General features: G+C 64.2%; 24 protein-coding genes and 1 pseudogene. 10 read left to right on the top strand and 15 right to left on the bottom strand.

Going from position 1 to position 23,982, the window contains the following annotated elements; translation table 11 throughout:
* The first annotated feature begins 86 nt into the window (after positions 1-86).
* Positions 87-3,173, top strand: a complete 3,087-nt coding sequence (locus Q0R27_RS06200; RefSeq protein ID WP_293942388.1) for an EAL domain-containing protein — start codon at positions 87-89, stop codon at positions 3,171-3,173.
* A 107-nt stretch (positions 3,174-3,280) separates the two neighbouring features.
* Here the strand turns inward: Q0R27_RS06200 and Q0R27_RS06205 are convergent, their stop codons facing one another.
* Positions 3,281-5,287 carry a transglycosylase domain-containing protein gene (locus Q0R27_RS06205; protein WP_293942391.1) on the bottom strand — a complete coding sequence of 669 codons (2,007 nt, stop codon included), beginning with the start codon at positions 5,285-5,287 and terminating at the stop codon, positions 3,281-3,283.
* Between the two features lie 114 nt (positions 5,288-5,401).
* On the opposite strand from Q0R27_RS06205, the gene Q0R27_RS06210 reads away from it, so the two are divergent.
* Positions 5,402-6,889 (top strand): ABC transporter substrate-binding protein, encoded by a 1,488-nt coding sequence (locus Q0R27_RS06210; RefSeq protein ID WP_293942394.1) that lies wholly within the window; start codon positions 5,402-5,404, stop codon positions 6,887-6,889.
* Between the two features lies 1 nt (position 6,890).
* Positions 6,891-7,286: a DUF4112 domain-containing protein gene (locus tag Q0R27_RS06215; protein WP_293942397.1), complete on the top strand. Its 396-nt coding sequence runs from the start codon at positions 6,891-6,893 to the stop codon at positions 7,284-7,286.
* 20 nt (positions 7,287-7,306) lie between these two features.
* On the opposite strand, the gene Q0R27_RS06220 is transcribed toward Q0R27_RS06215, so the two are convergent.
* The 11 genes from Q0R27_RS06220 to Q0R27_RS06270 all read right to left on the bottom strand — a co-directional run bounded on the left by Q0R27_RS06220 (position 7,307) and on the right by Q0R27_RS06270 (position 15,770).
* Complete coding sequence (locus Q0R27_RS06220) at positions 7,307-8,809, bottom strand: hypothetical protein (protein WP_293942400.1); 1,503 nt, start codon at positions 8,807-8,809, stop codon at positions 7,307-7,309.
* A complete protein-coding gene (nadA, locus tag Q0R27_RS06225) occupies positions 8,802-9,800 on the bottom strand; it encodes a quinolinate synthase NadA (RefSeq protein WP_293942403.1) in 999 nt (332 codons plus the stop codon). Before nadA ends, Q0R27_RS06220 begins: the two co-directional genes overlap by 8 nt.
* 10 nt (positions 9,801-9,810) lie before the next feature.
* On the bottom strand, positions 9,811-10,500 hold the full coding sequence (locus Q0R27_RS06230) for a DUF4230 domain-containing protein (RefSeq protein WP_293942406.1): 690 nt from the start codon (positions 10,498-10,500) through the stop codon (positions 9,811-9,813).
* The gene (locus tag Q0R27_RS06235; protein WP_293942409.1) at positions 10,482-11,360 is read right to left on the bottom strand and encodes an MBL fold metallo-hydrolase; all 879 of its coding nucleotides are present in this window, start codon (positions 11,358-11,360) and stop codon (positions 10,482-10,484) included. The genes Q0R27_RS06230 and Q0R27_RS06235 overlap by 19 nt, the downstream gene beginning before the upstream one ends.
* Positions 11,357-12,556: a glycosyltransferase gene (locus Q0R27_RS06240; protein ID WP_293942412.1), complete on the bottom strand. Its 1,200-nt coding sequence runs from the start codon at positions 12,554-12,556 to the stop codon at positions 11,357-11,359. Before Q0R27_RS06240 ends, Q0R27_RS06235 begins: the two co-directional genes overlap by 4 nt.
* A gap of 265 nt (positions 12,557-12,821) precedes the next feature.
* Positions 12,822-13,148, bottom strand: coding sequence for a Grx4 family monothiol glutaredoxin (gene grxD, locus Q0R27_RS06245; RefSeq protein ID WP_293942415.1), 327 nt, complete (start codon positions 13,146-13,148; stop codon positions 12,822-12,824).
* Positions 13,145-13,390 (bottom strand): BolA family transcriptional regulator, encoded by a 246-nt coding sequence (locus Q0R27_RS06250; protein WP_293942419.1) that lies wholly within the window; start codon positions 13,388-13,390, stop codon positions 13,145-13,147. The genes grxD and Q0R27_RS06250 overlap by 4 nt, the downstream gene beginning before the upstream one ends.
* A 2-nt stretch (positions 13,391-13,392) precedes the next feature.
* Positions 13,393-13,719, bottom strand: a complete 327-nt coding sequence (locus Q0R27_RS06255) for a DUF1476 domain-containing protein (protein WP_293942422.1) — start codon at positions 13,717-13,719, stop codon at positions 13,393-13,395.
* Between the two features lie 45 nt (positions 13,720-13,764).
* Positions 13,765-14,763 (bottom strand): NADPH:quinone oxidoreductase family protein, encoded by a 999-nt coding sequence (locus tag Q0R27_RS06260; protein WP_293942534.1) that lies wholly within the window; start codon positions 14,761-14,763, stop codon positions 13,765-13,767.
* A 77-nt stretch (positions 14,764-14,840) separates the two neighbouring features.
* Entirely contained in the window at positions 14,841-15,008 is a 168-nt protein-coding gene (locus tag Q0R27_RS06265; RefSeq protein WP_293942425.1) for a CsbD family protein, read from the bottom strand.
* A 225-nt stretch (positions 15,009-15,233) separates the two neighbouring features.
* Positions 15,234-15,770, bottom strand: coding sequence for a hypothetical protein (locus Q0R27_RS06270; RefSeq protein ID WP_293942428.1), 537 nt, complete (start codon positions 15,768-15,770; stop codon positions 15,234-15,236).
* Between the two features lie 145 nt (positions 15,771-15,915).
* Between Q0R27_RS06270 and Q0R27_RS06275 the strand changes: the two genes are divergently transcribed.
* Positions 15,916-16,488 (top strand): hypothetical protein, encoded by a 573-nt coding sequence (locus tag Q0R27_RS06275; protein ID WP_293942430.1) that lies wholly within the window; start codon positions 15,916-15,918, stop codon positions 16,486-16,488.
* A gap of 338 nt (positions 16,489-16,826) precedes the next feature.
* The gene (locus Q0R27_RS06280; protein ID WP_293942432.1) at positions 16,827-17,252 is read left to right on the top strand and encodes a fasciclin domain-containing protein; all 426 of its coding nucleotides are present in this window, start codon (positions 16,827-16,829) and stop codon (positions 17,250-17,252) included.
* Positions 17,253-17,357: 105 nt separating this feature from the next.
* Here the strand turns inward: Q0R27_RS06280 and Q0R27_RS06285 are convergent, their stop codons facing one another.
* Positions 17,358-18,002, bottom strand: a complete 645-nt coding sequence (locus Q0R27_RS06285) for a LuxR C-terminal-related transcriptional regulator (protein WP_293942434.1) — start codon at positions 18,000-18,002, stop codon at positions 17,358-17,360.
* An 89-nt stretch (positions 18,003-18,091) separates the two neighbouring features.
* A pseudogene (thiS, locus tag Q0R27_RS06290) lies at positions 18,092-19,103 on the bottom strand (sulfur carrier protein ThiS).
* A gap of 57 nt (positions 19,104-19,160) precedes the next feature.
* Between thiS and aroQ the strand changes: the two are divergent.
* The 5 genes from aroQ to Q0R27_RS06315 all read left to right on the top strand — a co-directional run bounded on the left by aroQ (position 19,161) and on the right by Q0R27_RS06315 (position 23,368).
* Positions 19,161-19,595 (top strand): type II 3-dehydroquinate dehydratase, encoded by a 435-nt coding sequence (gene aroQ, locus Q0R27_RS06295; RefSeq protein WP_293942436.1) that lies wholly within the window; start codon positions 19,161-19,163, stop codon positions 19,593-19,595.
* A 35-nt stretch (positions 19,596-19,630) separates the two neighbouring features.
* Positions 19,631-20,134, top strand: coding sequence for an acetyl-CoA carboxylase biotin carboxyl carrier protein (gene accB, locus Q0R27_RS06300; RefSeq protein ID WP_293942438.1), 504 nt, complete (start codon positions 19,631-19,633; stop codon positions 20,132-20,134).
* A gap of 1 nt (position 20,135) precedes the next feature.
* Positions 20,136-21,497 (top strand): acetyl-CoA carboxylase biotin carboxylase subunit, encoded by a 1,362-nt coding sequence (gene accC / locus Q0R27_RS06305; protein ID WP_293942440.1) that lies wholly within the window; start codon positions 20,136-20,138, stop codon positions 21,495-21,497.
* A gap of 95 nt (positions 21,498-21,592) precedes the next feature.
* A complete protein-coding gene (locus tag Q0R27_RS06310) occupies positions 21,593-22,837 on the top strand; it encodes an MFS transporter (RefSeq protein ID WP_293942442.1) in 1,245 nt (414 codons plus the stop codon).
* Positions 22,838-22,945: 108 nt separating this feature from the next.
* Positions 22,946-23,368, top strand: coding sequence for a JAB domain-containing protein (locus Q0R27_RS06315; protein WP_293942444.1), 423 nt, complete (start codon positions 22,946-22,948; stop codon positions 23,366-23,368).
* A 148-nt stretch (positions 23,369-23,516) separates the two neighbouring features.
* On the opposite strand, the gene Q0R27_RS06320 is transcribed toward Q0R27_RS06315, so the two are convergent.
* A complete protein-coding gene (locus tag Q0R27_RS06320) occupies positions 23,517-23,978 on the bottom strand; it encodes a hypothetical protein (protein WP_293942446.1) in 462 nt (153 codons plus the stop codon).
* Between the last annotated feature and the right edge of the window lie 4 nt (positions 23,979-23,982).

Raw genomic sequence — 23,982 nt, forward strand, 5'->3', positions numbered from 1 at the left:
CCTGCCGTGACTCTTGGGAAAATACGGCTCAAGCCGCGCCATCTGCTCGTCCGTCAGCCAGTACAGGTTGCTCATGCTCCGTCTCCTTGCGGAGCCTGAATCAGATCGCGCCTCTCAAATCAATGGGTCCTGACCCTAGCCCGATAGAAGCATCGCTGATCCTGAAAGCCTATGAGGAGTCTTGCCAAGGCTGGTTTTGGGCGACCGATGCGAGCGGTTGCCTGACCTATCTGACCGACCGGATCGTTCCGCTTCTGACCGACCAGCCCGACACCATGATTGGCGCGCCGCTCGCCGACCTGTTCGTCAAGGGGGATGAGGGAACCGGTGCGGGTCGGAACCTGCCGTTCATGCTCACCAAGCAATCCAAATTCGAGAAGCTCATCGTGCGGGCCGCGGTCGCGCATGACCCGCGCTTGTGGTCGGTCTCCGGAACTCCCCAGTTCGACGCGCAAGGCCAGTTTACCGGCTTCCGTGGCAGCGGTGTGGACATCACGGAGCAGCGTAAATCGTCCGAACGCGCGTCGCGATTGGCGATGCACGATTCGTTGACGGGCCTGCCCAATCGACTGCGGATGGCGGAAGTCCTGGAAGCCAACCTCAACGGAACGGACATCCACAAGCGGCCTTGCGCCGTGCTGATGCTCGATCTCGATCGATTCAAACAGGTCAATGACACGTTGGGCCATCCGGCCGGTGATGCCCTGCTCAAGCAGGTCGCCGATCGGCTCTTCAGAATTGTTGGCGACAAGAAACGCATCTTCCGGCTTGGCGGTGACGAATTCCAGGTGATCCTGCGCGATTGCAGTGATCGTGACGTCGTGCTTCAACTCGGCAACAAGATCATTGCAAGCCTGTCGCAACCTTATTCGATCGAAGGCAGCCGGTGCATCATCGGCGCCTCGATCGGGATTGCGGTGAGCCCGATCGACGGACGAAACAGCGACGACCTCATCCGCAACGCCGATCTCGCGCTTTACGCGGCCAAAGGCAGTGGACGCGGTTGTGTCAGCTTTTTTTCAAGTGACCTGCTGCAGGCGGCCGAAGACAAGCGCGTGCTTGAAGAGGATCTCCGCGATGCGCTCGAAAAAGGCGAAATTCACGTTTTCTATCAGCCAATCGTAAACGCCAGAAACAATGTGACGACGGGCGTTGAGGCGCTTGTCCGCTGGCACCACCCGGAGCGAGGATCAATTTCGCCTGCCCTGTTCATTCCGATCGCCGAGGAAGCCAATCTGATCGGCCCATTGGGCGAGTGGATCCTGCGCAAGGCATGCGAAGATGCGGCAAGCTGGCCGGGCAAGCTGAGGGTCGCGGTCAACGTGTCGCCGATCCAGTTCACGAGCGGATCCTTGCCGTCGATCGTGACATCGGCGCTGGCTTCATCCGGGCTTTCTCCCGATCGGCTCGAGCTGGAGATTACCGAAGGCGTCTTCCTCAGCGATTCGGCGGCGGCCGACACGGTGTTTGCTTCGCTCAAGCAAATCGGTGTGCGGCTTGCGCTCGACGACTTTGGCACCGGTTATTCGTCGCTCGGCTACCTGAGGACGGCACCATTCGACAAGATCAAGATCGACCAGAGCTTCGTGCGAGCGGCAACGCTTCCCGGGTCTCGTAACGGCGCGATCATCGCGGCCATCGTCGCCTTGGCCGAAGCGCTGGGAATGGAGACGACCGCCGAAGGCATCGAGTCTCATGATCAGCTCGCACTCATCCAGAGTCTTCGGGTCAGTCACGTCCAGGGTTATATTTACAGCCAGGCAATTGCCTCCGACGAATTGAAGGAACGGCTTGAGACGGGCGAGTGGATCATTCCTCCGACCGGTCCGACCAAACAGCGCAGCGACCGCCTTTCCATGTATCGGACAGTTCGGGCAATTTTCGGCAATCACTATCGTTCGGTCCTGATCCGCAATCTGTCCGAAACGGGAGCGCTGGTCGAAGGGCTCGATGATGTTCCGTTTGGCAGTCAGCTGATCATTGATTTTGGCGAAGGGCACCTCGCCTGTGCCACGATCAATCGATCTCGCAATCGCCAGCAGGGTCTCGTGTTTGAACAGGCCTTGGTGAGTGACGGCCGTGGCGGACTGCGGACCGCCATGCCGGTGTCTCCCTATACGCTTCAGACGGCGGGACTGCCGGCTTTTGGCAACGTGGAACGCCCGCCGGTTCCCCAGCCAGACAATTCGTCGGCCATGGAGTCCCTGCGCTCAAAGCTTGGTCTGGCGCCCTCGCGAGCTCCCGTTCCGACCGGTGACGCGAATGGCGCCGGACCGGTCGCGAGTCGCCAGGCATTGGCTCGCGGCACGGGTCATGGAAACCCCGGCACTGATGGCATTGGTGGTCTTCCGACCGTCGTGGTCCTGGCTGAACAATATCTCGATCAGGTGCGCGGCGACACTAGCCGGCATGCCAGTGATTCGCACTGCCTGCACAATCACATCCTGCCCAGTTTCGGTCACATGCGCCCTGATCAACTGGCACCGTCGATGATCGCGAATTGGCTCGCCACCAAATCCGAAGAGGAGGATCTTGAGCCGTCCACGGTCACCCGGCTGCAGGCCATCTTAGGGCAATTATATGTGCAGGCCATGCAATGGGGGTGCGTAAATGGCCTTCGCGATGGCCTTCAAGTCACTTCGGCGCGTGGCAGTCGCGATGTCCACGAACGCCCGTTGACCCGCGACGAGATCGGTCGGTTGAAGGAAGCCGCGGAAGCCAGCGCCAACCCGCAGCTCAAGCATATCGTCGCGCTGTTGATCCTCACCCGGGTCCGACAACGCGATTTGCTCGAAGCCCGCTGGGATCAGATCGACCTCGACGCAGGCGTGTGGGTCATTCCATCGGCAAAGGCCGGCAAGGAACGACGCGTCGAGCTATCGCGAGAGGCAATCGAGATTATTCGCAAATTGCCGCGATGGGAGAAATGCTCCTACCTCCTCGCCAACCCGGTCACTCAAAAGCCTTATCGCTCGTTCCTCAACAGCTGGGACACCGTCAGAATAAAAGCGGATCTGGTCGATGTTGAAATCGACGATCTACGCTTCTGCAATGTCGAGAATGACAATCATTCTCCAGTTTCAGCTAATCAGTTTCCGGTTCGTCAGTTAAAAGCGATTACCGATAATTTCTCTCGTCCCGCCAGGCGCAAGTCAACCGCCGCGAAAAGTTGACGTCGCAAGCGGTATTCGTCGGCTCGCTCTTCACATAATAATTAATCTATATTAGTAAATTTGCTCTTCCCGACCACGGTATGGGCAAAGTTCGAAAAGATCGAAGATTACAGTCCCCCGAGCAGCCGGTCGATCGTCTTGGCGAGGTCGCGCAGCACCTTGGTCCCGTCGCTCCACTCGGGTGGCAGCGGTGACTCACTAGGCTCGGGTGGCGCGACCGGCTGCGGCACGTGGAACGCCTCGGGCAACAACGGGCCGGCGCGCCGATCGATGCTCAGCGCCGGCGCCATGAAGCTCTTCCAGATCGCCGCCGGCAGCGTCCCGCCACTGACCTTCCCGAGCGACTTGTTGTCGTCCCGACCGACCCACACCCCGACCACCAGGTCGCCCGCGAAGCCGACGAACAGCGCGTCGCGATTGTCCTGGCTCGTCCCGGTCTTGCCAAACGTCGGCACACTCAGCGCGGCCCGCTTGCCGGTGCCCTCGTTGGCCGCCGACCACAGCAGGTCGAGCATCGGCGCCCAGTCTCGGTTGGGGTCGAGCCGCCCGTCGCGCTCGAGCAGGCCCGAGAACATCGAACGCGGCGCATCGCCCTTCACCGGCAGCCCGCGCGGGCTCACCGGATAGCGTCCCCCGGCAACCGCGGCATAGGCCGAGGTCAACTCGATCAGGCTTGTGCCCGACGCGCCGAGCGACAGGCTCGGCCGGTCGGCGAGCGCGCTGCCGATTCCGAGCTCGCGTGCGGCACGGATGATGTTCGCCCGCCCGACGCGCTCGGCGAGCCGCACTGTCGCCGCGTTCGACGAGCGCGCGAACGCCTCGCGCATCGTGATCCGCCCGCGATAGACGCCGTCGCTGTTGACCGGCTTCCAGCCATCGATGGTGACCGGCGTATCCTCGATGATCGTGTCGGGCGTGTAGCCGGCGCGCAACGCGGCGAGGTAGACGAACAGCTTGAACGCCGACCCCGGCTGTCGCCGCGCCTGCGTCGCGCGGTTGAACGGCGAATCCCGGTAGCTCTTGCCGCCGACCATCGCGACCACCTCGCCGGTTGGCCGCATCGCGACCAGCGCGACCTGCGCATCGCCGACCGGTGACCCGTTGATCGCGCGGATCGCCAGCCGCTGAAGCGCCGGGTCGAGCGTCGTTGGCACCGTCACCTGGCCGTAATCGGCGGTGAAACTGGCCTGCGCAGCGGGTGCGACCCAGTCGGCGAAATAGGTCCCGGTTGGCACTCGACTATCGACCCCGACCGGACGCGCGAGCCTGGTCGCGCGCGCTCGACCCGCAGTGATGACCTTGGTCTCCACCATCTCGGCGAGCACCAGCCGGCTCCGCGCCTGGGCGGCGGCGAGGTGCTGCGTCGGGGCAAGTCGTGACGGCGCCTGGACCATCCCGGCGAACATCGCCGATTGCGCAAGGCTCAGCTGCTGCGGCTCGCGCCCGAAATAATGGTGCGCGGCGGCGCGCAGGCCATAGACGCCATCACCGAAATATACCGACGACAGATAGCGTGAGAGAATCTCCTGCTTGGTCAGCCACGCCTCGAGCCAGAAGGCGATGATCACCTCCTGCGCCTTGCGCTTGAGGCTGCGGTCCGACGACAGGAAGCTGGTCTTGGCGAGCTGCTGGGTGATCGTCGACCCGCCCTCGCGCACGCCGCCAGCCCGGATGTTGGCGACCATCGCGCGCGCGATCCCGCGGGGGTCGATCCCCCAGTGCGAATAGAAGCGCCGGTCCTCGATTGCGACGAACGCCGCCGGGGTCAGCGGGTTCAGCTTCGTCACGTCAACTGGCGCGTCCTTGACCGCGCCGCGCCGCGCGATCGGCTCACCATTGTCGGCGACGATCAGCATCGCCGGCGCCGGCAACGGTTCGAGCGCCCGCGACAAGGGCGCGGTGATCACCAGCCACAGGATGGTGATGAGGAACAGCGCGAAGAAGGCATAGGCGCCGTATTTGAGCACCCGCCGGCGGCGCAGGCGGCGCACGGCCCGGGCGACCGGATCGATCGGGGGACGTCCATCGCCCGGCGGCGGCGCAGGCGCGAGCGGATCGGGCAGGTCCTCGACGTTGGTCCCACCGCGCCGCCAGATCTGATCGCTGTCCGCCATCGTCATCCTTGATCGAACGGCGCCCGTCAGGTGCCACTGCCTTAGTCCAGTAAAACAGTTGGTCCGCTATATCCAGACGGTTGATGAACCGCGCATTGCGGCTAAACCCGTCAGATGCCCCGCCGGTCCCGCCTTGCCTCAACGTTGCTCCTGCTTGGCGCGGTCGCGGCGCTCGGCGCCTGCCACCGCGCCAAGACCGGCTCGATCGACGTCACGGTGATCGGCGACACTCCAAAGTTCGCCGACCCGGCGGCGGGAACGCTGTCGAACGCCGACGCGCTCTTGCTCGCCAGCGCGGCGCAGGGGCTCGTGCGGTTCGACGCGCGCGGCCAGATCGACCAAGGGCTCGCCGAGCGGTGGAACGTCAGCGACGACGGCCTCAGCTACATCTTCCGGCTGGAATCGGGGAAATGGCCGTCAGGGCGCAAGATCGACGGGCGCGAGGTGGCGCGGATCCTCAATCGGGTACGTCGCTCGAATGGCCTCAACACACTGAAGGACACGGTCGGGGCGATCGACGAGATCGTCGCGATGACCGACCGCGTGATCGAAATCAGGCTGAGCGCCCCGCGCCCGAACCTGCTCCAGCTGCTCGCCCAACCTGAATTCGCGATTTTCCGCGCGAACGACGATGAGACCGAGGGCAGCGGCCCCTTCATGCTGTTGCCATCGAAGCCCGAAGAACCGCTCCACTTGCGCCGAATGACCCCGGGCTCGGATGGCGACGAGGAGGTGCGCGAAGACGTCCACCTCGCCGGGCTCCCGGCGCCGTCGGCAGTCGCGCGCTTCAAGGCCGGCGACGGCGACGCGGTGTTCGGCGGGAATTTCTCCGACCTACCGGTCGTCCGGATGATCGGCGTACCCCGCGGCACGCTGCGTTTCGACCCGGTCGCGGGATTGTTCGCGCTCGTTCCCGGTCGTGCCGGCGGGCCGCTTGCCGACAAGGCGCTGCGCAGCCTGATTGCGCGGGCGATCGACCGGGACGCGCTGGTCTCGTCGTTCGACGTCGACGGCCTCACGTCACGCACCACGCTCTTCCAGCCAGGCCTCGAGGGAATTGGCGACATCGCGCCGCCGGCCTGGGCCGCCGTCCCGCTAGCACAGCGCCGGCCCGCGCTGATCACCGACGCGAACCGCCTGTTCGGAAAGAAACCCCGGCCGGAACTGACGATCAGCCTGCCGGCGGGACCGGGATCGACACTGCTGTTCAACCGGCTGGCCGCCGACCTCGCGCCGCTCGGACTGAAATTGGTCCCCGCTCCTGCAGGCGCCCCGGTCGACCTGAAGCTGATTGATGAGGTCGCGCCGTCCAGCTCGCCCGCATGGTTCGTGCGCCGTCTGCGGTGCGATCGTGTGCCCTTGTGCGATCCGGACATCGACGCGCTCAGCGACGCGGCGCGCACAACCATGTCGCCCCAGCAGCGCGCCCAGTTGTTGGTGCTGGCGGCACAGCGGATCGATGCCGAAAATCTGCTGATCCCGCTGGCCGCGCCGATCCGCTGGTCCCTGGTGTCGGCCGACGCGCCGGGCTTTGGCGAGAACCGTTTCGGTCGCCACACGTTGGTTGCGCTGGGCACCAAGCCCATCAGAGGAAAAGAGTGACATGGCCCAGCCGCTGACCAGGATAAACAGGCTGGGATCGAGCGATCCCCGGGCTGTCCGCCAACGCGTCGAGGCGATGGAGAAATTGCTCGAGGGGCTGATCACCATCCCCGGCACCAACCGCAAGTTCGGGCTCGACGTGATCCTGGACCTGGTGCCCGTCGCCGGCGATGTCGCGGCGGCGGCGCTCGGCAGCTACATGATCTGGGAAGCGCGCAACCTCGGCATGTCGAAAACCAAGATGGCGCGCATGGCGGGAACGGTCGGGTTCGATTTCCTGCTCGGGCTGATCCCGTTCATCGGCGCGGTGCCGGATTTCTTTTACCGGTCGAACAGCATCAATCTAAGACGCATCAAGCGCCATCTCGATCGATATCATCCACCGGCGGAGCGATAGCCACGTTGATCGGATTCCGGTCAATGTCCTGTCTCGCCAACGGCGGACCTGCGCGCGCTCGGTAAAAGTGATCCAGCGATGCGCAATAAATAATAAAATACGGTATTTATAAGGACCGGGATAACCAAGGCGGCCAAATAGTCCTTATCGAGGTTGAGTGACATCGCGAAGATAGAAAGCACGAAGGGGAACATAACCCAGTCTCCGTCCGCGAGTATATTTCGCGTAGCGATCGTCATCGCTCCAAAATAAATACCCAATGGCAGCACCAGCACCAAACTCCACCATCCTGCGTTCCAGTACAAATCTGCAAACGTTGTGACGCCGATCTGGTTAACCGATTGAATTCCAAGCAACTGACTGAGAACTAAACCAGAATTCGATGTAATTGGTTTGTCCTGCCATAAAAATCTCGGAATGAACATATAGCCGGAGTTTTTCAGTTCATCCGATGGCAGCCCATTATCAAACTGAGAGATGACAAACGCTGCCGGCATAACATAGTCGACCCTGGCTATAGCAGGAATCTCTTCTCCGGGTAACTTCTCTCCGTTCATGTATTCCTGAGCGTAACCCAAACGTTCGCTCAGTGAAGCCTGACCGGACTGTCCGTGTTCCTGGAGATTTCGGATCCGCGTGTAGTTCGTCACCGGGTTGATGAGTGCGAACAGCGTGACGATCACCGCCGAACCGATGATAATTCGCCGGACGTTGATTTTAAACGAAATAATCCCGAGCACTGCGATGAGCGCGGGATATAGTAACACGGACTTGTTGAGGCTGATGAGTGACAGGAAAGTCAGTGCGATCAGACCGACCACCACCACGACCTTCGCCAGCAAGTTGCGGTCGAAATCTCGCCCGACAATAAACAGGCCGGTGAACTCAATGGCCTGGGCAACGCTGCCGATGCTCGAAGGAACTCGCCGGGAAAATTCAAATGTGTCCGCAATTGTCGCCAAGCTCGTAACAAAGAACCCGGCCAGGAATGTGATCAGCCCGACGTTGAAAGAATGTGCGCCAAGGCTGGACAGGCGACGCCGCGCTCCTTGGTAAGCGAAAATGCGCAATCCAGCGGCAACGCCGATGAGCAACATGTCCATCCCGGTCAGCCACACGAGATTTACCTTGGCCGCGTCGGCGACAGAAGTGACGAACAGATAGTCAATTCGCTCCCTGACGAAGTCGGGTGCGGCCACATCATAGAGGCTGCCTGCGCCCATCACTACCAGCGCGATCAGTCGCAATCCGAAGAGCGGCGTCAGCAGCGCGTTGCTTTCCTGCCTGACCATCATGAAATTGGCGATCGCTGCCGTGACCAGGATCGTCAGGGGGGCGATGACGTTCACGGCTGACTCGCCGCCAAGATGATAGAGTGCGGTGCACAGCAGGGTTACCGCCAGCATCACCGCGATTTCCGGCATCAGCAGGGCGAGTTGCCGGGCTGCGAAGCTGCCCGGGTCGATGCCCCTGCCTTCACGCGCCGGGAAAGACGCGAACAATGTCGCCGCCGGACTAGTCACCGCTGATCTTCGGTGCCCCGACATCACCCTGTCCGACCGTCCGCCCGGCCATCTCGAGCATCCGCTCGAGCGGGACGCGGGCGCGGTCCATGAGGTCGGTCGACAGCTCGATCCGCGGCCTGAGGTCGCGCAGCGCGTCGTGCAGCTTTTCCAGCGTGTTGAGCGCCATGTACGGGCACATGTTGCAATTGCAGTTGCCGTCGCCGCCGGGCGCGCCGATGAAGCGCTTGTGCGGCGCAGCTTTCTCCATCTGGTGGATGATGTGCGGCTCGGTCGCGACGATGATCGTCTGCGCGGGCGAAGTCAGCGCGAAGTCGAGGATCGCCTTGGTCGACCCGACCAGCGTCGCATGGTCGACGATCTGCGGCGGGCATTCGGGGTGCGCGGCGACCGGTGCACCCGGATTCTCGGCCATTAGCTTCAGCAGTTCGGTCTCGGAAAAAGCCTGGTGGACGATGCAGATGCCCGGCCACAGCAGCATCTCTCGACCGGTGCGGCGGGCAAGATAGCCGCCGAGGTGCCGGTCGGGACCGAAGATGATCTTCTGGTCGAGCGGGATCTGCTTGAGGATGATGTCGGCCGACGACGAGGTGACGATGATGTCACTGAGCGCCTTCACCTCGGCCGAGCAATTGATGTAGGTCAGCGCGATATGGTCCGGGTGGGCCTCGCGGAACGCTTTGAACTGGTCGGGCGGGCAGCTGTCCTCCAAGCTGCATCCGGCGTCCATGTCGGGCAGGATGACAGTCTTTTGCGGCGACAATATCTTCGCCGTCTCCGCCATGAACCGGACCCCGCAGAAGGCGATGACGTCGGCATCGGTCGCCGCGGCCTTGCGCGACAGGTCGAGGCTGTCGCCGACGAAATCGGCGAGGTCCTGCAACTCGGGCCGCTGGTAATAATGCGCCAGGATGACCGCGTTGCGCTCCTTCTTGAGGCGCGCGATCTCATCGATCAGGTCGGGTCCGCGTAGGCGGGAGTGGACGGTCACTTGATACTCCTCAACGGCCCGTGGCCATGACCTCATTATAAGAGCGCGAGCGATCGATGTAAGACGGGTCGTTCGTCGGATCTGAAGCGAATCGTGCAACTACTTTGGCGTCAGCGATCCCCGCGGCGCGGAGCGGCAGCGCGAAACTATGCTCGACGGCTTGACGCGCCGCCTCGCGGGCGAGCCGCATCGGGGTTGCGGCCTGCGCCTGTTTGCGGAGGTCGGCGACGGCCTTAGAACGGTTCGCGTCATCGAGCTGGGTGCGGCTGTCGGTCAGCGCGCCGAGCACGCCACCGCTGCCGTATTCGCGCGCCGCCGCCAGATCGACCTCGGGGCCGGCGATCTCGATCTCGGGGAGCCTGACCGACAGGGTTTTCGTGTCGTCGTCCCACGTCACGTCGCGCTCGCCGAGCTTGGCAAGGTCGAGCTCGTAGCGCACGTCGCCGGGGAGGACGAGCGTCCGCTCCGAGGTGAACATCAGCTGCGACTGCTTCGACGTAACGACCGACACATAGCGCGCGACGAACGGCACCAGCCGGTTCTGCGCGCGCATCGATTCGAGGCTGGCGCGAGCGATGCTCGTCACGTCGCCGCCGAACAGCTTGCGCTTGAGGTCGAGCCCACCGCCGACGAGCAGGCCGACGACCAGCGCGGCAAGGATCGCGACGATCGCGATGGGGTTCAGGGGGCGGCGGTCCATGTCTCTCCGTTAGTCTGAACAATCCCGCGCCGTTCAAGGTCCACGAGATGCGCCAGCACCGACCCGCCCGCCGCCGGGACCAGCCGCTGGTCGAGCCCCGGATAGGCACCCGCAACGATGTCGGGGATGGTATCCCGCCCCTCGCCGAGCAGCCGCAGGATCTGCTTCTCGCGCTGCATTCGATGGCCGATCATCCCGCGGACGAGTTGCTGCGGCTTGGTCACCGCCGGGCCATGCGCGGGATAGAACACCCGATCCTTGCGGTGCCGCAGCTTGTCGAGGCTCGCCATATAGGCGGCCATGTCGCCATCGGGCGGGACCACGACGGTGGTCGACCAGCCCATGACATGATCGCCGGTGAACAGCGCATCGCCAAACTCATAGCAGAGGTGGTTCGAGGTGTGCCCCGGCGTGGCGACCGCGACCAGCCGACCGCCGTCGACCTCGATCGCCTCGCCGTCGCCCAGCACCCGGTCGGGCGCATAGCCGAAGTCGAAACTGGCATCGGCGCGCGGCCCGACCGTGTCGAGCGCAAGCGCCGCGCAGCCGATGATCGGCGCGCCGGTCGCAGCCTTCAGCGCGGCGGCGGCCGGGCTATGGTCACGGTGGGTGTGGGTGCAGGCGATGGCGACGACCGGCCGGCCGCCGATCGCCTCGACCAGCGCATCGATGTGCGCGGGAAGGTCGGGCCCGGGGTCGATCACGACGACTTCCGTTCCACCGACAAGGTAGCTCTGCGTGCCCGTGTAGGTGAACGCCGACGGATTATGCGCCAGCAACCGCGCCACGCCGGGCTCGATCTGTTCGATCCGCGCGTAGGGCTGGTCGGAAAGGTCGGGGGGATTCACCGGCGCGCTCACTTTCCTCGCTTGGCAGACTTTGACATCGCCTCGCGACGATAGGCGAATGCTGTCGGAAATACTTCCTCAAACAAGCGCTTCATCGCCGTGTCCCAGCCGAGCCCGGCGGCATGTTCGCGTGCGGCGCGCGCCATCTCGGCCAGTCCGGGATCCCCGATCAGCGCGCGGATATTGGCAGCCATCGCGGCTGGATCGTCGACCGGCCCGAGCCGCCCGAGCGCCGCGGGAACCCGGTCGATCATCGCCCCCGCCGCGACCCCTGCGACAGGCAAGCCCGAGGCCTGCGCCTCTATCACCGAGATGCCGAACGTCTCGTCGGCCATGCCCGACACATAAAGGTCCGCGCTCGCCAACCAGCGCGAAAGCAAGCCGCGATCGGTGATGAAGCCGGTGCACAGCACGCCCGGCTCATCGGCAAACTCCTCGATCAGCGGACCTGCGCCAACCAGGACAAGCCGCGCGCCGAGGTTTGCCGGAAGCTGACGAAATGCCTCGACCACCGTTTCGGGGCGCTTCTCGCGGTCGAGCCGTCCGACGTAGATCAGCAGCGGCTGGCCCGGCCCCGCGCCCGCTTCGCGCCGAAGCGCCTCGTCGCGCCGGTCGGGCGAGAAATCATCGATGTCGACCCCGAGCGGCGCGACGCTTACCCGCTCGACGCCGATCGCGCGCAACTTGTCCGCTCCGCCATGCTCGCTCAGCGCCACCACGCGATCGAACCGGCGATAGAGCGCCGCGACATAATGGTATGCGATCTGCGCCGAGGTGGTCGCGAGCCACTGGCCGCCGAGCCGCTCGCCAATTCGCGAAGCGTAAGCGGTCGGAAAGTCAGTCATGAACGAAGCGACCAGCGCAGTCTCCGGAAAGCGATTGCGATGCGCGATCGCCACCCATGGCAGGTTATACGCATCCTCGCATTCGATCAGGTTGGGCCGGAACCGCTCGAGCGCCGCACGGACCGCACCGTTGCGCAGCAGCAGCCGGTAGTTAGGAATACCCGGCACGTGCGGCGAGCGGAGCGTGATGGTGATTGCCCGTCCCTCCTCGACCACGGCATCTTCGGCGCCAGGGATGATCAGCAGGTGGCGATCATCGGTTTGTTCGAGAATGTAGCGCCGCTTGCGATTGAGATAGACGCGCACCCCGCCGCCCTTCTCGGACCAGCTCTGGGTGAGGTCGGCATAGAGACGCTGGGTCATGCCCGGCCCGTTACGAGCAAATGTCCCGAAACGACCAAAAATCGTCGGGATATTTTACGGCTCGATCGTGGGTTGATTTGCTTGGTGCGGGACAAGTGGCAGAATTCCGCTATTCCCCACAATTGGCACGGCCCGTGCAAAGTAGAGACTGTCCACTTGGTTCCACGACCACATAAAGGGACGGTGCAGCGGTTTCTGGTCCCGCGACACCGTCCCTTTTTCGTTGCGGCCACGCGTCGTGACTCCACAGCCCGATCGGTCGGGATCAGGCCGCGTCAGGCGCGGCGTCGACCAGTTGCTTGAGTTCACCGCTCTCGAACATTTCCATCATGATGTCCGATCCACCGACGAATTCGCCGTGGACGTAGAGCTGCGGGACCGTCGGCCAGTCGGAATAGGCCTTGATCCCCTGGCGAAGCTCCTGGTCCTGCAACACGTCGACAGTCTCGAACGGCACCTCGAGATGATCGAGGATCTTGATCGCACGACTCGAGAAGCCGCATTGCGGGAACAGCGGCGTGCCTTTCATGAACAACAGGACGTCGTTGCCCTTGACCAGCTCGTCGATGCGGGCAGTTGCGGGGTCGCTCATTGATGATCTCCGGAAGGAATGGCCGTTGTCAGTTGCAGGGCGTGAAGTTCGCCCCCCATGCGCCCCCCCAGCGCGGCGTAGACGGCCTGATGCTGGCGCACCCGATTCATGCCCGCGAAGCTCGCCGACACGACTTTCGCGGCATAATGGTCGCCGTCCCCGCGCAGGTCGGTGATCTCCACCGCCGCGTCGGGAATGGCCGCCACGATCAGCGCCTCGATCTCGGTCGCGGCCATCGCCATGATCAGCTCTTCGATTCGATCAGCTGGCGGCGCGCGTCGACGGTCTTGTGCGCCAGCGCCTCGCGGATCTTCGCGTCGTCGATCTCGATCCCTGCGGCGGTCAGGTCACCGAGCAGCTTGCGAATGACGTCCTCGTCGCCGGCTTCCTCGAACTCAGCTCGGATGACCTCCTTCGCATAGGCTTCGCCCTCGACTTCGGTCAGCCCCATCAACCGCGCTGCCCATTCGCCAAGCAGCCGGTTGCGGCGCGCAAGAATGCGGAACGCCATTTCTTCGTCCCGGGCGTACTTCGCCTCGAACGCCTGTTCGCGATCATTGAAGGTGGTCATGCGGCGCCTTTCTCTCTTATCCGCGAGATAGGAGCGCGCGCGCCGCTAGTCCAGCGTCACCACAAGCTTGCCGACGACCGAGCGCGACGCAAGCGCGGCAATCGCCTCGCCGCCGCGTTCGAGCGGATAGGTCGCGCTCACGACCGGCGCGATCCTGCCTTCTTCCCACAGCCGGAACAGTGTCTCGACATGGGCGGCGTTGGCGGCGGGATCGCGCGCGGCGAACGCGCCCCAGAACACGCCGCACACGTCGCAGCTTTTGAGCAGGGTAAGGTTGAGCGGCAGCTTCGGGATGCCCGCGGGGAAGCCGACGACGAGGTAACGCCCTCCCCACGCGATCGCGCGCAACGCCGGCTCGGCATAGTCACCGCCGACCGGGTCGTAGATCACGTCCGCGCCCTTCGGACCGACAGCGGCCTTGAACTGCTCGGACAGCGCCTTCTGCCCGTCACGGTCGAACGGGCCGCGCGGATAGACGAGGGTTGCATCGGCGCCGGCCTTCGTCGCGGCGGCGGCCTTCTCCTCGCTCGACACGGCGGCGATCACCCGCGCGCCGCGCGCCTTGCCAAGCTCGATCGCGGCAAGCCCGACCCCGCCCGCCGCGCCGAGGACCAGCAGGGTCTGGCCCGCTTCGAGGTGGCCACGGTCATAAAGCGCATGGATCGAGGTGGCATAGGTCAGCAGCAGCGCGGCGCCGTCGACGAAGCTGCGACTGGCGGGCAGGCGAAACGCGGAGGTCGCCGGGATCGCGACCGATTGGGCCAGCCCGCCATAGCCCGACACCGCAATCAGCCGGTCACCGACCGACCAGCCTTCGACGCCTGCGCCGACCGCGCTGACCTCGCCGGCGATCTCGCCCCCCGGTGCGAACGGGCGCGGGGGACGCAACTGGTACCTGTCTTCGATGATCAGCACGTCGGGGTAGTTGATCGCCGCGGCATGGACGCGAACCTTGAGCTGGCCGGCGCCGGCCTCGGGTTCGGGAAGGTCGTCGAGGCGGAGTGTTTCTGGGCCGCCGGGGGCATGACTGAGGAGGGCTTTCATATGCCAGCGGTACAAGCGCGGTTCGCGCAAGGAAAGGACCGCCTCCTGGGCGGAGACGGCCCAATCATAGCTGGCGCTTACAGGTCGTTGATGACGCCCTTGATCTTGCCCTTGGTTTCCTGGACGTCGCCCTTGAGTTCCTGGCGCTCGCCCTCTGCGCGGGTCTCGGGATTGTCCGATTCCTGCTTGGCGTTGCCGACGGCATTGTTGACAGCGCCTTTGATCTTGTCGGTGAATTCACCCATCGTCTCGCTCCTTGCGAAGTTTGTGTTGCCGATCAACGAGCTGCTTGCCGCGAAGTTGCTCGGTCGGTCGCATGCACTCCCTGCGCTGCCGAAATGGTGGGAACGGAACGTGCCGGTCGAGCGAACCATTGACCGCATTCACTGCCACTGGAGGAGACACATGACCCGCACTCAGCCTCGACCCATTCCTGCCATTACGCCGCTAAGATTAGCGACCCACTGCGCTCACTCTGCGTCAGGCTTTGGCGTCGACATCAAGGTTGCCAACCCGAGGGCAGCCTGACGCTCGGCGTCCTTCGCGGAGGCCGTTGAGGCGCTAGCGCCTTTCACTTCGACCAACAGCGCGATGTAGGGCTTGGTATCGAGGTTGAGCGTGTCGTGAAGCGGCGAAAAGCCGTCCCAATAAGTCTCGCCGGTCTTTTCGTCATAATCCTTGTGACTGCCGTCGGCTTCGGTCACCCGAATCTTCGCTCCTGAAAGAACATAGCCGACGCGCGGTGGATGCGTGTGCCAGTGGTCGAGGGCGCCGGGCGGTAAGGTATATTGCAGGACTCGGACATGCTCGTTGTCCAGCAGGAGCTTGAAGTTGCCCGGCGAAGATACGAGCGCGTCGACCGGTCCCTTGGTCGCGGGCCGCGGCTCAGCCAATGCAGCAACCGGTGCAAGCAGCGTCAACGCGGCTGCAGCTGCGATATTCAACGTCGATCTCATGAAAATCCCCCGGTTTCGCCACAAGCAACGCAACGCGAACAGAACAGGCACTCAGCATAGCGGCTGCACTGGAAGCTTTCCACCGGGAAGTAGACGAAAGGGCACCTCAAGTCCCAATGCCGGCTTAATTTTCGACGAACCAGAAAACATGCTATGATCAGTCTGTTTAGTTATAATTCACAGGAGGTTACAAACTATGCGTAAACCCTTTTTGACCGCAGCATGCGGTTTCGCCATCTTTGCTTTTGCTACTGCGGCCACTGCGCAGCACGCTGGCGGCGGTGGAGGTATGGGTGCCAGTGGCGGCATGGGTGGCGGAATGAGCGCCATGGGACAGGGCATGGGTGCCAGTGGCGGCATGGGCGCCTCCGGTCGAGCCGGTGACTTCGCTTCACAGCGCGGCCAATTCGGCCGTGATTTCGCCGCCCAGCAGCACCTGACGCCGACGGAATATCAAGCCCAGGCGCAGCAGCACCGGGCCGATGCCCTGGCGATCGCCAAAGCGGCTCGAAGCGGTGCGGCTCTGCCGAAGGGGACCGACGCCCGTATTCGCGAGGCTTTAAAGAATGACATGGAAACATGGCGTGACACCTTCAAAGTGGATCGGAAATCATGGCAAGCCATGCGCGATCAGTGGCTCGTGGACCGGAAGTCGCTGTCTCCTCAGCAATGGGCCGAACAGCGCGCGGCATGGTTCGCCGCCAGGGATACTTGGATCGCGAATCAAAAGCAGTGGGCGAGCGCCCGCTCGACAAATCGCACGCATTAAGTCGCTAACGGAAATACAAGATCATGGGGTCGGCACTGTCGCCGGCCCCTTTTTGCTGGCCGATTAAATTATTAAACGCCGATGTCCGCAATTGGGTCGGAGGCCGCTTCGCCATCCGGCTCCCCGGCTAAACCCGGGCCGCCCGAGTTCAAGGTGCCTTTAAGCCCGTATTGAGCGTGATACACGTCCATGGGAGTGGGTTCGCGCGGTTTAAGCACCGCTCGCTGACGGTCACGTCTCTATCTGGAACAACGATGCTCTGTCGTGTCCGCCATGCGCGGGCCTTTGCGGCATCGTGGCCAGCGTTAGCGATCTGCCCCCCCTTGAAGGACCAAAAAATGACCGACTCAACTCATGACATCGTCGATACGGCCGTAGCCGCCGGCTCGTTCACCACCCTGGTTGCCACTGTTACGGCAGCCGGTCTCGTCGGCACGCTGAAGGGCGCGGGTCCGTTCACGGTCTTCGCTCCTTCGGACGACGCGTTCGCCGCGCTGCCCGCCGGCACTGTCGAAACCCTGGTCAAGCCCGAGAACAAGGACAAGCTGACCGCGATCCTGCTGCTCCACGTCCTGCCGGGCAAGGTAATGGCCACAGACGTCGCCGGCCAGGTCATGGACCCGACCACCGCAGGCGGCGGAACGGTTCATGTTGATGGCACCCACGGTGTGACCGTCAACGGCGCCAAGGTGGTGACCGCCGATATCGCATGCTCGAACGGCGTCATTCACGTGATCGACGCGGTGCTGTTGCCCAAGGGCTAATTAGCAAAGAGCGTGACCGGGGGCAGCGATGCCCCCGGTCATCGACTTCAACCGTGCTCGTTTATCAGGCGATACGGCGCTCGTGCCTAGTCGCAAGCAGCACGCTCAGAGGCCGGCTTCGACCGCCAGACGGATGAGGTCAGCTGTCGTATGCAGCCCCAGCCGATTGATGAGGATCGCGCGGTGCATCTTGACGGTCTTTTCGGCAAGGTCGAGTTCGGCCGCGATCTGCTTGTTGAGCAGGCCGTTGGCGACCAGCTTAAGCACCTGTCCTTGCCGCGGTGATAGTGCCTTCACCATTTCCGCGGCGCGGATTCGGCGCATGCTCGATGGCGCTGATGCAGCGGAGTCGATTTCGACCTGCGACCCCAGAAAATACAACAGTGCGTCATGCTCGTCGTAAATCGGCGCGACGAGGACCGCGTTTCGGAACGGTTGGCCGTTGCGCTTGTAGTTGAGGATCTCGACGAGCACCGGCCGATGTTCGCGCACCCCCCGACGGATTTCCTCCGTGAGCCACGGCTCTGTCGCCGGCCCCGACAGGAAGCGGCAGTTCCGCCCAACCACTTCCTCGGTCGAATAACCCGTCAGTTCGCAAAACGCGGCATTGCACGCGACGATCGGATTGTCCGGCAACCTTGGATTGCTGATCACCGATGGAATCGGGCTGTCGGTCACGAGGCGGACGTGGCGATTGTTAGCGCCAAACAGATCAACTGGTGGAACCATGTCAGCGGTGTGTCCGGCCATTCTTCTCCATCATTCCGATGTTAGCATGCTCTGGCACCCGATTTAAGGCCGTCGCTACCGATTACGGGACGCGAGGACACCGCTCGCCGTTAGATGAGCCCTGCCAGCGGGCTCGACGGATCCGCGTAACGCCGCTTTGCCATCCGCCCCGCGCGATAGGCCAGTCGCCCCGCCGCGACCGCGTGGCGCATCGCGTGGGCCATCAGCACCGGCTCCTTCGCCTCGGCGATGGCGGTGTTCATGAGGACCCCATCACAGCCAAGCTCCATCGCCGCCGCGGCGTCGCTCGCGGTGCCGACGCCGGCGTCGACCAGCACCGGGACCCGCGACTGTTCGACGATCAGCCGGATCGTGACCGGGTTCTGTACCCCGAGCCCCGAGCCGATCGGTGCGCCGAGCGGCATCACCGCGACCGCCCCGGCATTCTCGCAGCGCTTCGTCATGATCGGGTCGTCGGTGCAATAGACCATCACCTCGAACCCTTCCTTCGCGAGAAGCTCGGTCGCGCGGATGGTTTCGATCATGTCGGGATAGAGCGTCTTGGCCTCGGCCAGCACCTCCAGCTTGACGAGGTTCCACCCGCCCGCCTCGCGCGCCAGCCGCAAAGTCCGCATCGCCTCTTCGGCGGTGAAGCAACCCGCGGTATTGGGCAGATAGACGATCTTGGTCGGGTCGATAAAATCGCTCAGCCGCGGCGCGTTCGGATCGGTCACATTGACCCGCCGAACGGCGACCGTGACGATCTCGGCCCCCGACGCCTCGACCGCTGCGGCATTCTCCTCGAAACTCTTGTACTTGCCGGTGCCGACGATCAGCCGCGACGAGAAGGTGCGGCCAGCGACGGTCCATGTGTCGGCAGGGATACTCGGGTGCGCGTTCATCTCAACCACCTCCGACGAAATGGACGATCTCGTAATCGTCGCCATCCTCGACACGGAGCGTCCCGAATGTGGACCGCGGCACGATCTCGAGATTGCGCTCAACCGCGACGCGCAATGGGTCGAGCCCGATCGAGTTGACCAGCTCGGCCAGCGTCATCCCCTCGGGCACGCGTCGATGCTCGCCGTTGATGCGGAGCGACAGGGTGGAATCGATCGTCATTGACTTGGGCGAGATAGGTGGCGCAGTCCCGACGCGCAACTGACGATCGGCGGGGCGATGAGCGATACTATCTTCGTGGTGAACGGACCCAACCTCAACCTGCTGGGGTCGCGCGAACCCGACATCTATGGCCGCGACACGCTCGACGACATCGGCGCGATGCTGACCGCGCAGGGCGAGCGGCTCGGCTTGACCGTCGATATGCGCCAGTCGAACCATGAAGGACAGCTGATCGACTGGCTGCACGAGGCGCAGGCGGTGGGGGCGAAGGCGGTGATCCTCAACCCGGGTGGCTTCACCCACACTTCGGTCGCGCTGCGCGACGCGGTCGCCAGCATCACGGTGCCGGTGATCGAGGTGCATCTGTCGAACCCCGAGGCGCGCGAGGACTTTCGTCACAAGAGTTTCGTCGGCGCGGTGTGCAAGGGTTCGATCCGCGGCTTTGGGGCGATGAGCTATACGCTCGCACTGGACGCGACAGCGCGGCTCTGACAGGGGAGCCGACTGATTACCGTAGGGACACATTGATGGCCGATGACAAGGCGAAGCCCGCCGATGGCGGGATGACGAAGCCCGCCGAGAGTAGCATGCGGATTGACGCGAAGCTCGTGCGCGAGCTCGCCGAACTGCTCACCGCCAACGAGCTGACCGAGATCGAGGTCGAGGACGGCAACCGCAAGATCAGGGTGCGGCGCGAGGCAGCGCCGGTGCATGTCGCGCACCATTCGCCGGCCCCGTTGTTCGCTCCGGGGGCGGCGGCACCGGCCGCGGCCGCCGACGCCCCCGCTGCCGCTCCGGTCGACGCGGTCAAGTCGCCGATGGTCGGCACCGTCTTCCTCTCGGCCGAGCCGGGCGGCAAAGTGTTCGTGGCGCCGGGCGATGCGGTCAAGGCGGGCGATACACTGATGATCATCGAGGCGATGAAGGTGATGAACCCGATCCTCGCCCCCAAGGCCGGCACTGTTCGCCAATTGCTCGTCGCCGATGCCCAGCCGGTCGAATATGACCAGCCCCTGGTGGTGATTGACTAGCATGCCGATCACCAAGCTGCTCATCGCCAACCGCGGCGAGATCGCTCTCAGGATCCACCGCGCGTGCCACGAGATGGGCATCAAGACCGTCGCGGTCCACTCGACCGCCGACAGCGACGCGATGCACGTTCGCCTAGCCGACGAAACGGTATGCATCGGACCGCCGTCCGCAGCCGACAGCTATCTCAACATCCCCGCGATCATCTCGGCGGCCGAGATCACCCACGCTGACGCGATCCACCCCGGCTACGGCTTCCTGTCCGAGAATGCCCAGTTCGCCGAGATCGTCGAAAGCCACGGGATCATCTGGGTCGGTCCCAAGCCCGAGCATATTCGCATCATGGGCGACAAGGTCGAGGCCAAGCGCACCGCCGCGAAGCTCGGACTGCCGCTCGTCCCCGGCTCACCGGGACCACTCAAAACCATCGCCGAAGCGAAGGAAATTGCGGCACAGGTCGGCTATCCAGTGCTCATCAAGGCCGCATCGGGCGGCGGCGGGCGCGGAATGAAGGTGGTGCCCGACGAGGACCAGCTCGAAAGCCTGATGAGCCAGGCCGCCTCGGAGGCCCGCGCCGCGTTCGGCGATGACACGGTCTACCTCGAGAAATATCTCGACGACCCGCGCCACATTGAATTCCAGGTGTTCGGCGACGGCAAGGGCAAGGCGATCCACCTCGGCGAGCGCGACTGCTCGATCCAGCGCCGCCACCAGAAAGTCCTGGAAGAAGCCCCCTCCCCGGTCATCTCGCCCGAGCAGCGCGAACGCATGGGCGGGATCGTCGCCAAGGCGATGGCCGACATGCACTATCGCGGCGCCGGCACGATCGAGTTCCTCTACGAGCATGGCGAATTCTACTTCATCGAGATGAACACCCGGCTCCAGGTCGAGCATCCGATCACCGAGATGATCAGCGGCATCGACCTCGTCCGCGAGCAGATAAGGGTGGCCCAGGGGGACGGCCTGTCGTGCACCCAGGACGAGATCATCCTCCACGGCCACGCGATCGAATGCCGCATCAACGCCGAGGATCCCGAGACCTTCGCCCCTTCACCGGGCCTCGTGAAGAATTTCGTCGCGCCCGGCGGAATGCACGTCCGCGTCGATAGCGGGCTTTATGCCGGCTACCGCGTGCCGCCTTACTATGACAGCATGATCGGCAAGCTGATCGTCTATGGCTCGACCCGCGAACGCTGCATCATGCGGTTGAAACGCGCGCTGGAAGAGTTCGTCGTGGAGGGCATGAAGACGACCATCCCACTCCACGTCCGCATCGCCAACGACCCCGCCTTCCAGTCAGGCGACTACACCATCAAGTGGCTCGAACGCTGGCTCGAAGAGCAGCGTACCGGTCCGGCCGAGTAGCGCGTCAAAAACAGCATCGACATCCCCCGCCGCGCAACCTAGCCTCCGCCCCGAAGCGTGAGGCCGGGCGACACGGCTGGCGCGGGAGAGAGAAGATGGCGACCTTGGCGAGCCCGCGAAGTGCAGCCGGAACGGGCGCGGCGCTGACCGTTGCGCTCGCGCTGCTGGTGCTGCTCAATTACGTCGATCGTGGCGCGCTGGCGATTGCCGCGCCGGGGCTCAAGACCGAGCTCGCGCTGACCGCTACCGGGTTCGGCATCGCGGTTTCCGCCTTTGCCTGGATCTACGCCCCCGCCCAGCTCGTCGTCGGCTGGCTGTCCGACCGCTTTTGCGTCTACCGCCTCGTCGCCGCCGGCCTCGCGCTGTGGGCGCTGGCGACCACGCTGACCAGCTTCGTGGGCGGGCTCGCCTCGCTCGTCGTGCTCCGACTCGCGCTCGGCATCGGCGAAGGGGTCGCCTTCCCCGCAGCATCGAAGATCATCGCCGCCAAGGTTTCCAGCGCGCACCGCGGCATCGCCAACAGCACCATCGCCTCCGCACTTTATTTCGGCCCCGCTCTGGGGATTTTTGCCGGCGGGCTGATCATGGTCCATCTTGGCTGGCGGGCGGTGTTCCTGATCTTCGGGCTGGCGACGTTTGTCTGGCTGGTGCCGTGGCTGCTGGTGTCTCGCCCCCACTGGCGCGAGCGCGGCACGTCTCACGAGATGGTTCCGCTGCGCCGCGTCGCGCGCGAGAAAGCGGTGTGGGCGATGGGCATCGGCCATTTCGCCAACACCTATGCGTTCTTCTTCCTGCTCGCCTGGTTGCCGCTGTTCCTGGTCAAGACGCGCGGGCTCGCGGTCGGCGACATGACCCGCCTGCTGACCACCGTCTATCTCGTCCAGGCGGTCTCGGCGCTGTTGCTCGGCTGGTTGTCCGATCGGCTGGTGGCACGCGGGGTCGATGAAGGCCGCCTGCGCAAGGGACTGATGGCCGCCGGACTCAGCCTGACGGGAATCGCGGTGCTTGGCGTCGGATTGGCGGGCGACACCGCCCACATCGCCTTCTGGCTGCTGTTCGCGGGGATCGCCGGCGGCCCGTGCGGATCGAACGTCTACGCCATTTCGCAGATGTTCGCGGGCCCGCGCGCGGCGGGAAGCTGGGTCGGGATCGTTAACGGCATCGGCAATTGCTCGGGGATCGTCGGGCCGATCCTGACCGGCCTGATCGTCGACGCGACCGGAAGCTATCTCAACGCCTTCTACATTGCCGGCGCGGTGTCGCTGCTCGGTGGGCTGTGGTGGGCGTTCGCGATCCCGGCGGTGCGGCCGATGGTGCTGGACGACGACGCGACCACTTGAATCGGTGCGATATCGTGTGCTCCATTTCGGACCCGATCTACCCCGCTTTGGCCCGTTCTGAACCCTCATTCCGTCGCAAAGGACATCGCCGGAGCGTAACTCCGCACGATGTTCCTGTCACGGATCACCCCCTGGAGCCGATCCGCCGAGCAACCCTCGCTGGCCGGGTTCGACGCGGCGCGGCGCTACTTCGCGAGCCACTTCAGCCGCACCGATCCAGCCCGAGAGCGCCTGTTCGTCGCCTACCTCGACGCATCGGCGCGATGCCTGCACTTGGCGCGCCACGATGGCGATGCGGCGGGGATCGACTGGCCGCTCCGCTCGATCCTCCTCGAAGGCGCGCGGCGCGGCTGTGCCGGCCTGATCGTGGCGCACAACCACCCCAGCGGCGACCCTACCCCGAGCGCCGCCGACCGCACCGCCACTCGCCGCCTGGCGACTGCGGGCGATGCGATCGGCCTGACGCTGGTCGATCACCTGCTCTTCGCCGGCGACGAATGCGCGAGTTTCCGCAGGATGGGGCTTCTGTAAGAAGCACCTTTCGATCATCCCGTCAGGGGAAAGCAGAATCCGGCGGCCGAAGTAAACTGCCGCCCCCCTGAGCGGAAGGGGGATGAACCGCCAGCAAGCCGTTCATGGTGGGTGGCGGGCGCCAGCGAGCCAGTGCCCCAAGCAGCCCCTAACCCTTCTTCGCCGCCCCCAGCGACCGCTGGATCTCCTCGGTCATCTGGTTGTTCAGCTTGATCAGCCGGTGGACATTGTCGCTGATCTCGAGCAGCGCCTCGGCGTCCTTGTAGGTCTGCAGCGCCTGCTTGTCCGATGCCGTCGCGCCGACCTTCTGCCCGACCATGATGATCGACAGCAGCACCAGCTGCAGGAACGTCTGCGCGATCCACGAGATCAGCGGGCCAATCCCCGCGGCGATTGCCGCGGGCAGGCTGATCAGCGTCAGTCCGGTGAAGGCATAGGCGCACCACATCGTGCCCACGCCATTGGTGATGGTGAGCGCCAGCCGGCCGTTGAAGCCGTTGAGCTCGGCCATCGTCGTGTGCACCCCATGCGCCTTGTGACGCGCCAGCTGCGGGTGGGCGACATGGCCGCCAGGATGCTTGGCGACGGATTGATCATCGGTCTGAGACATCGGC

It is taken from the genome of Sphingomonas sp., from assembly GCF_025362505.1.
Classification (GTDB): Bacteria; Pseudomonadota; Alphaproteobacteria; order Sphingomonadales; family Sphingomonadaceae; genus Sphingomicrobium.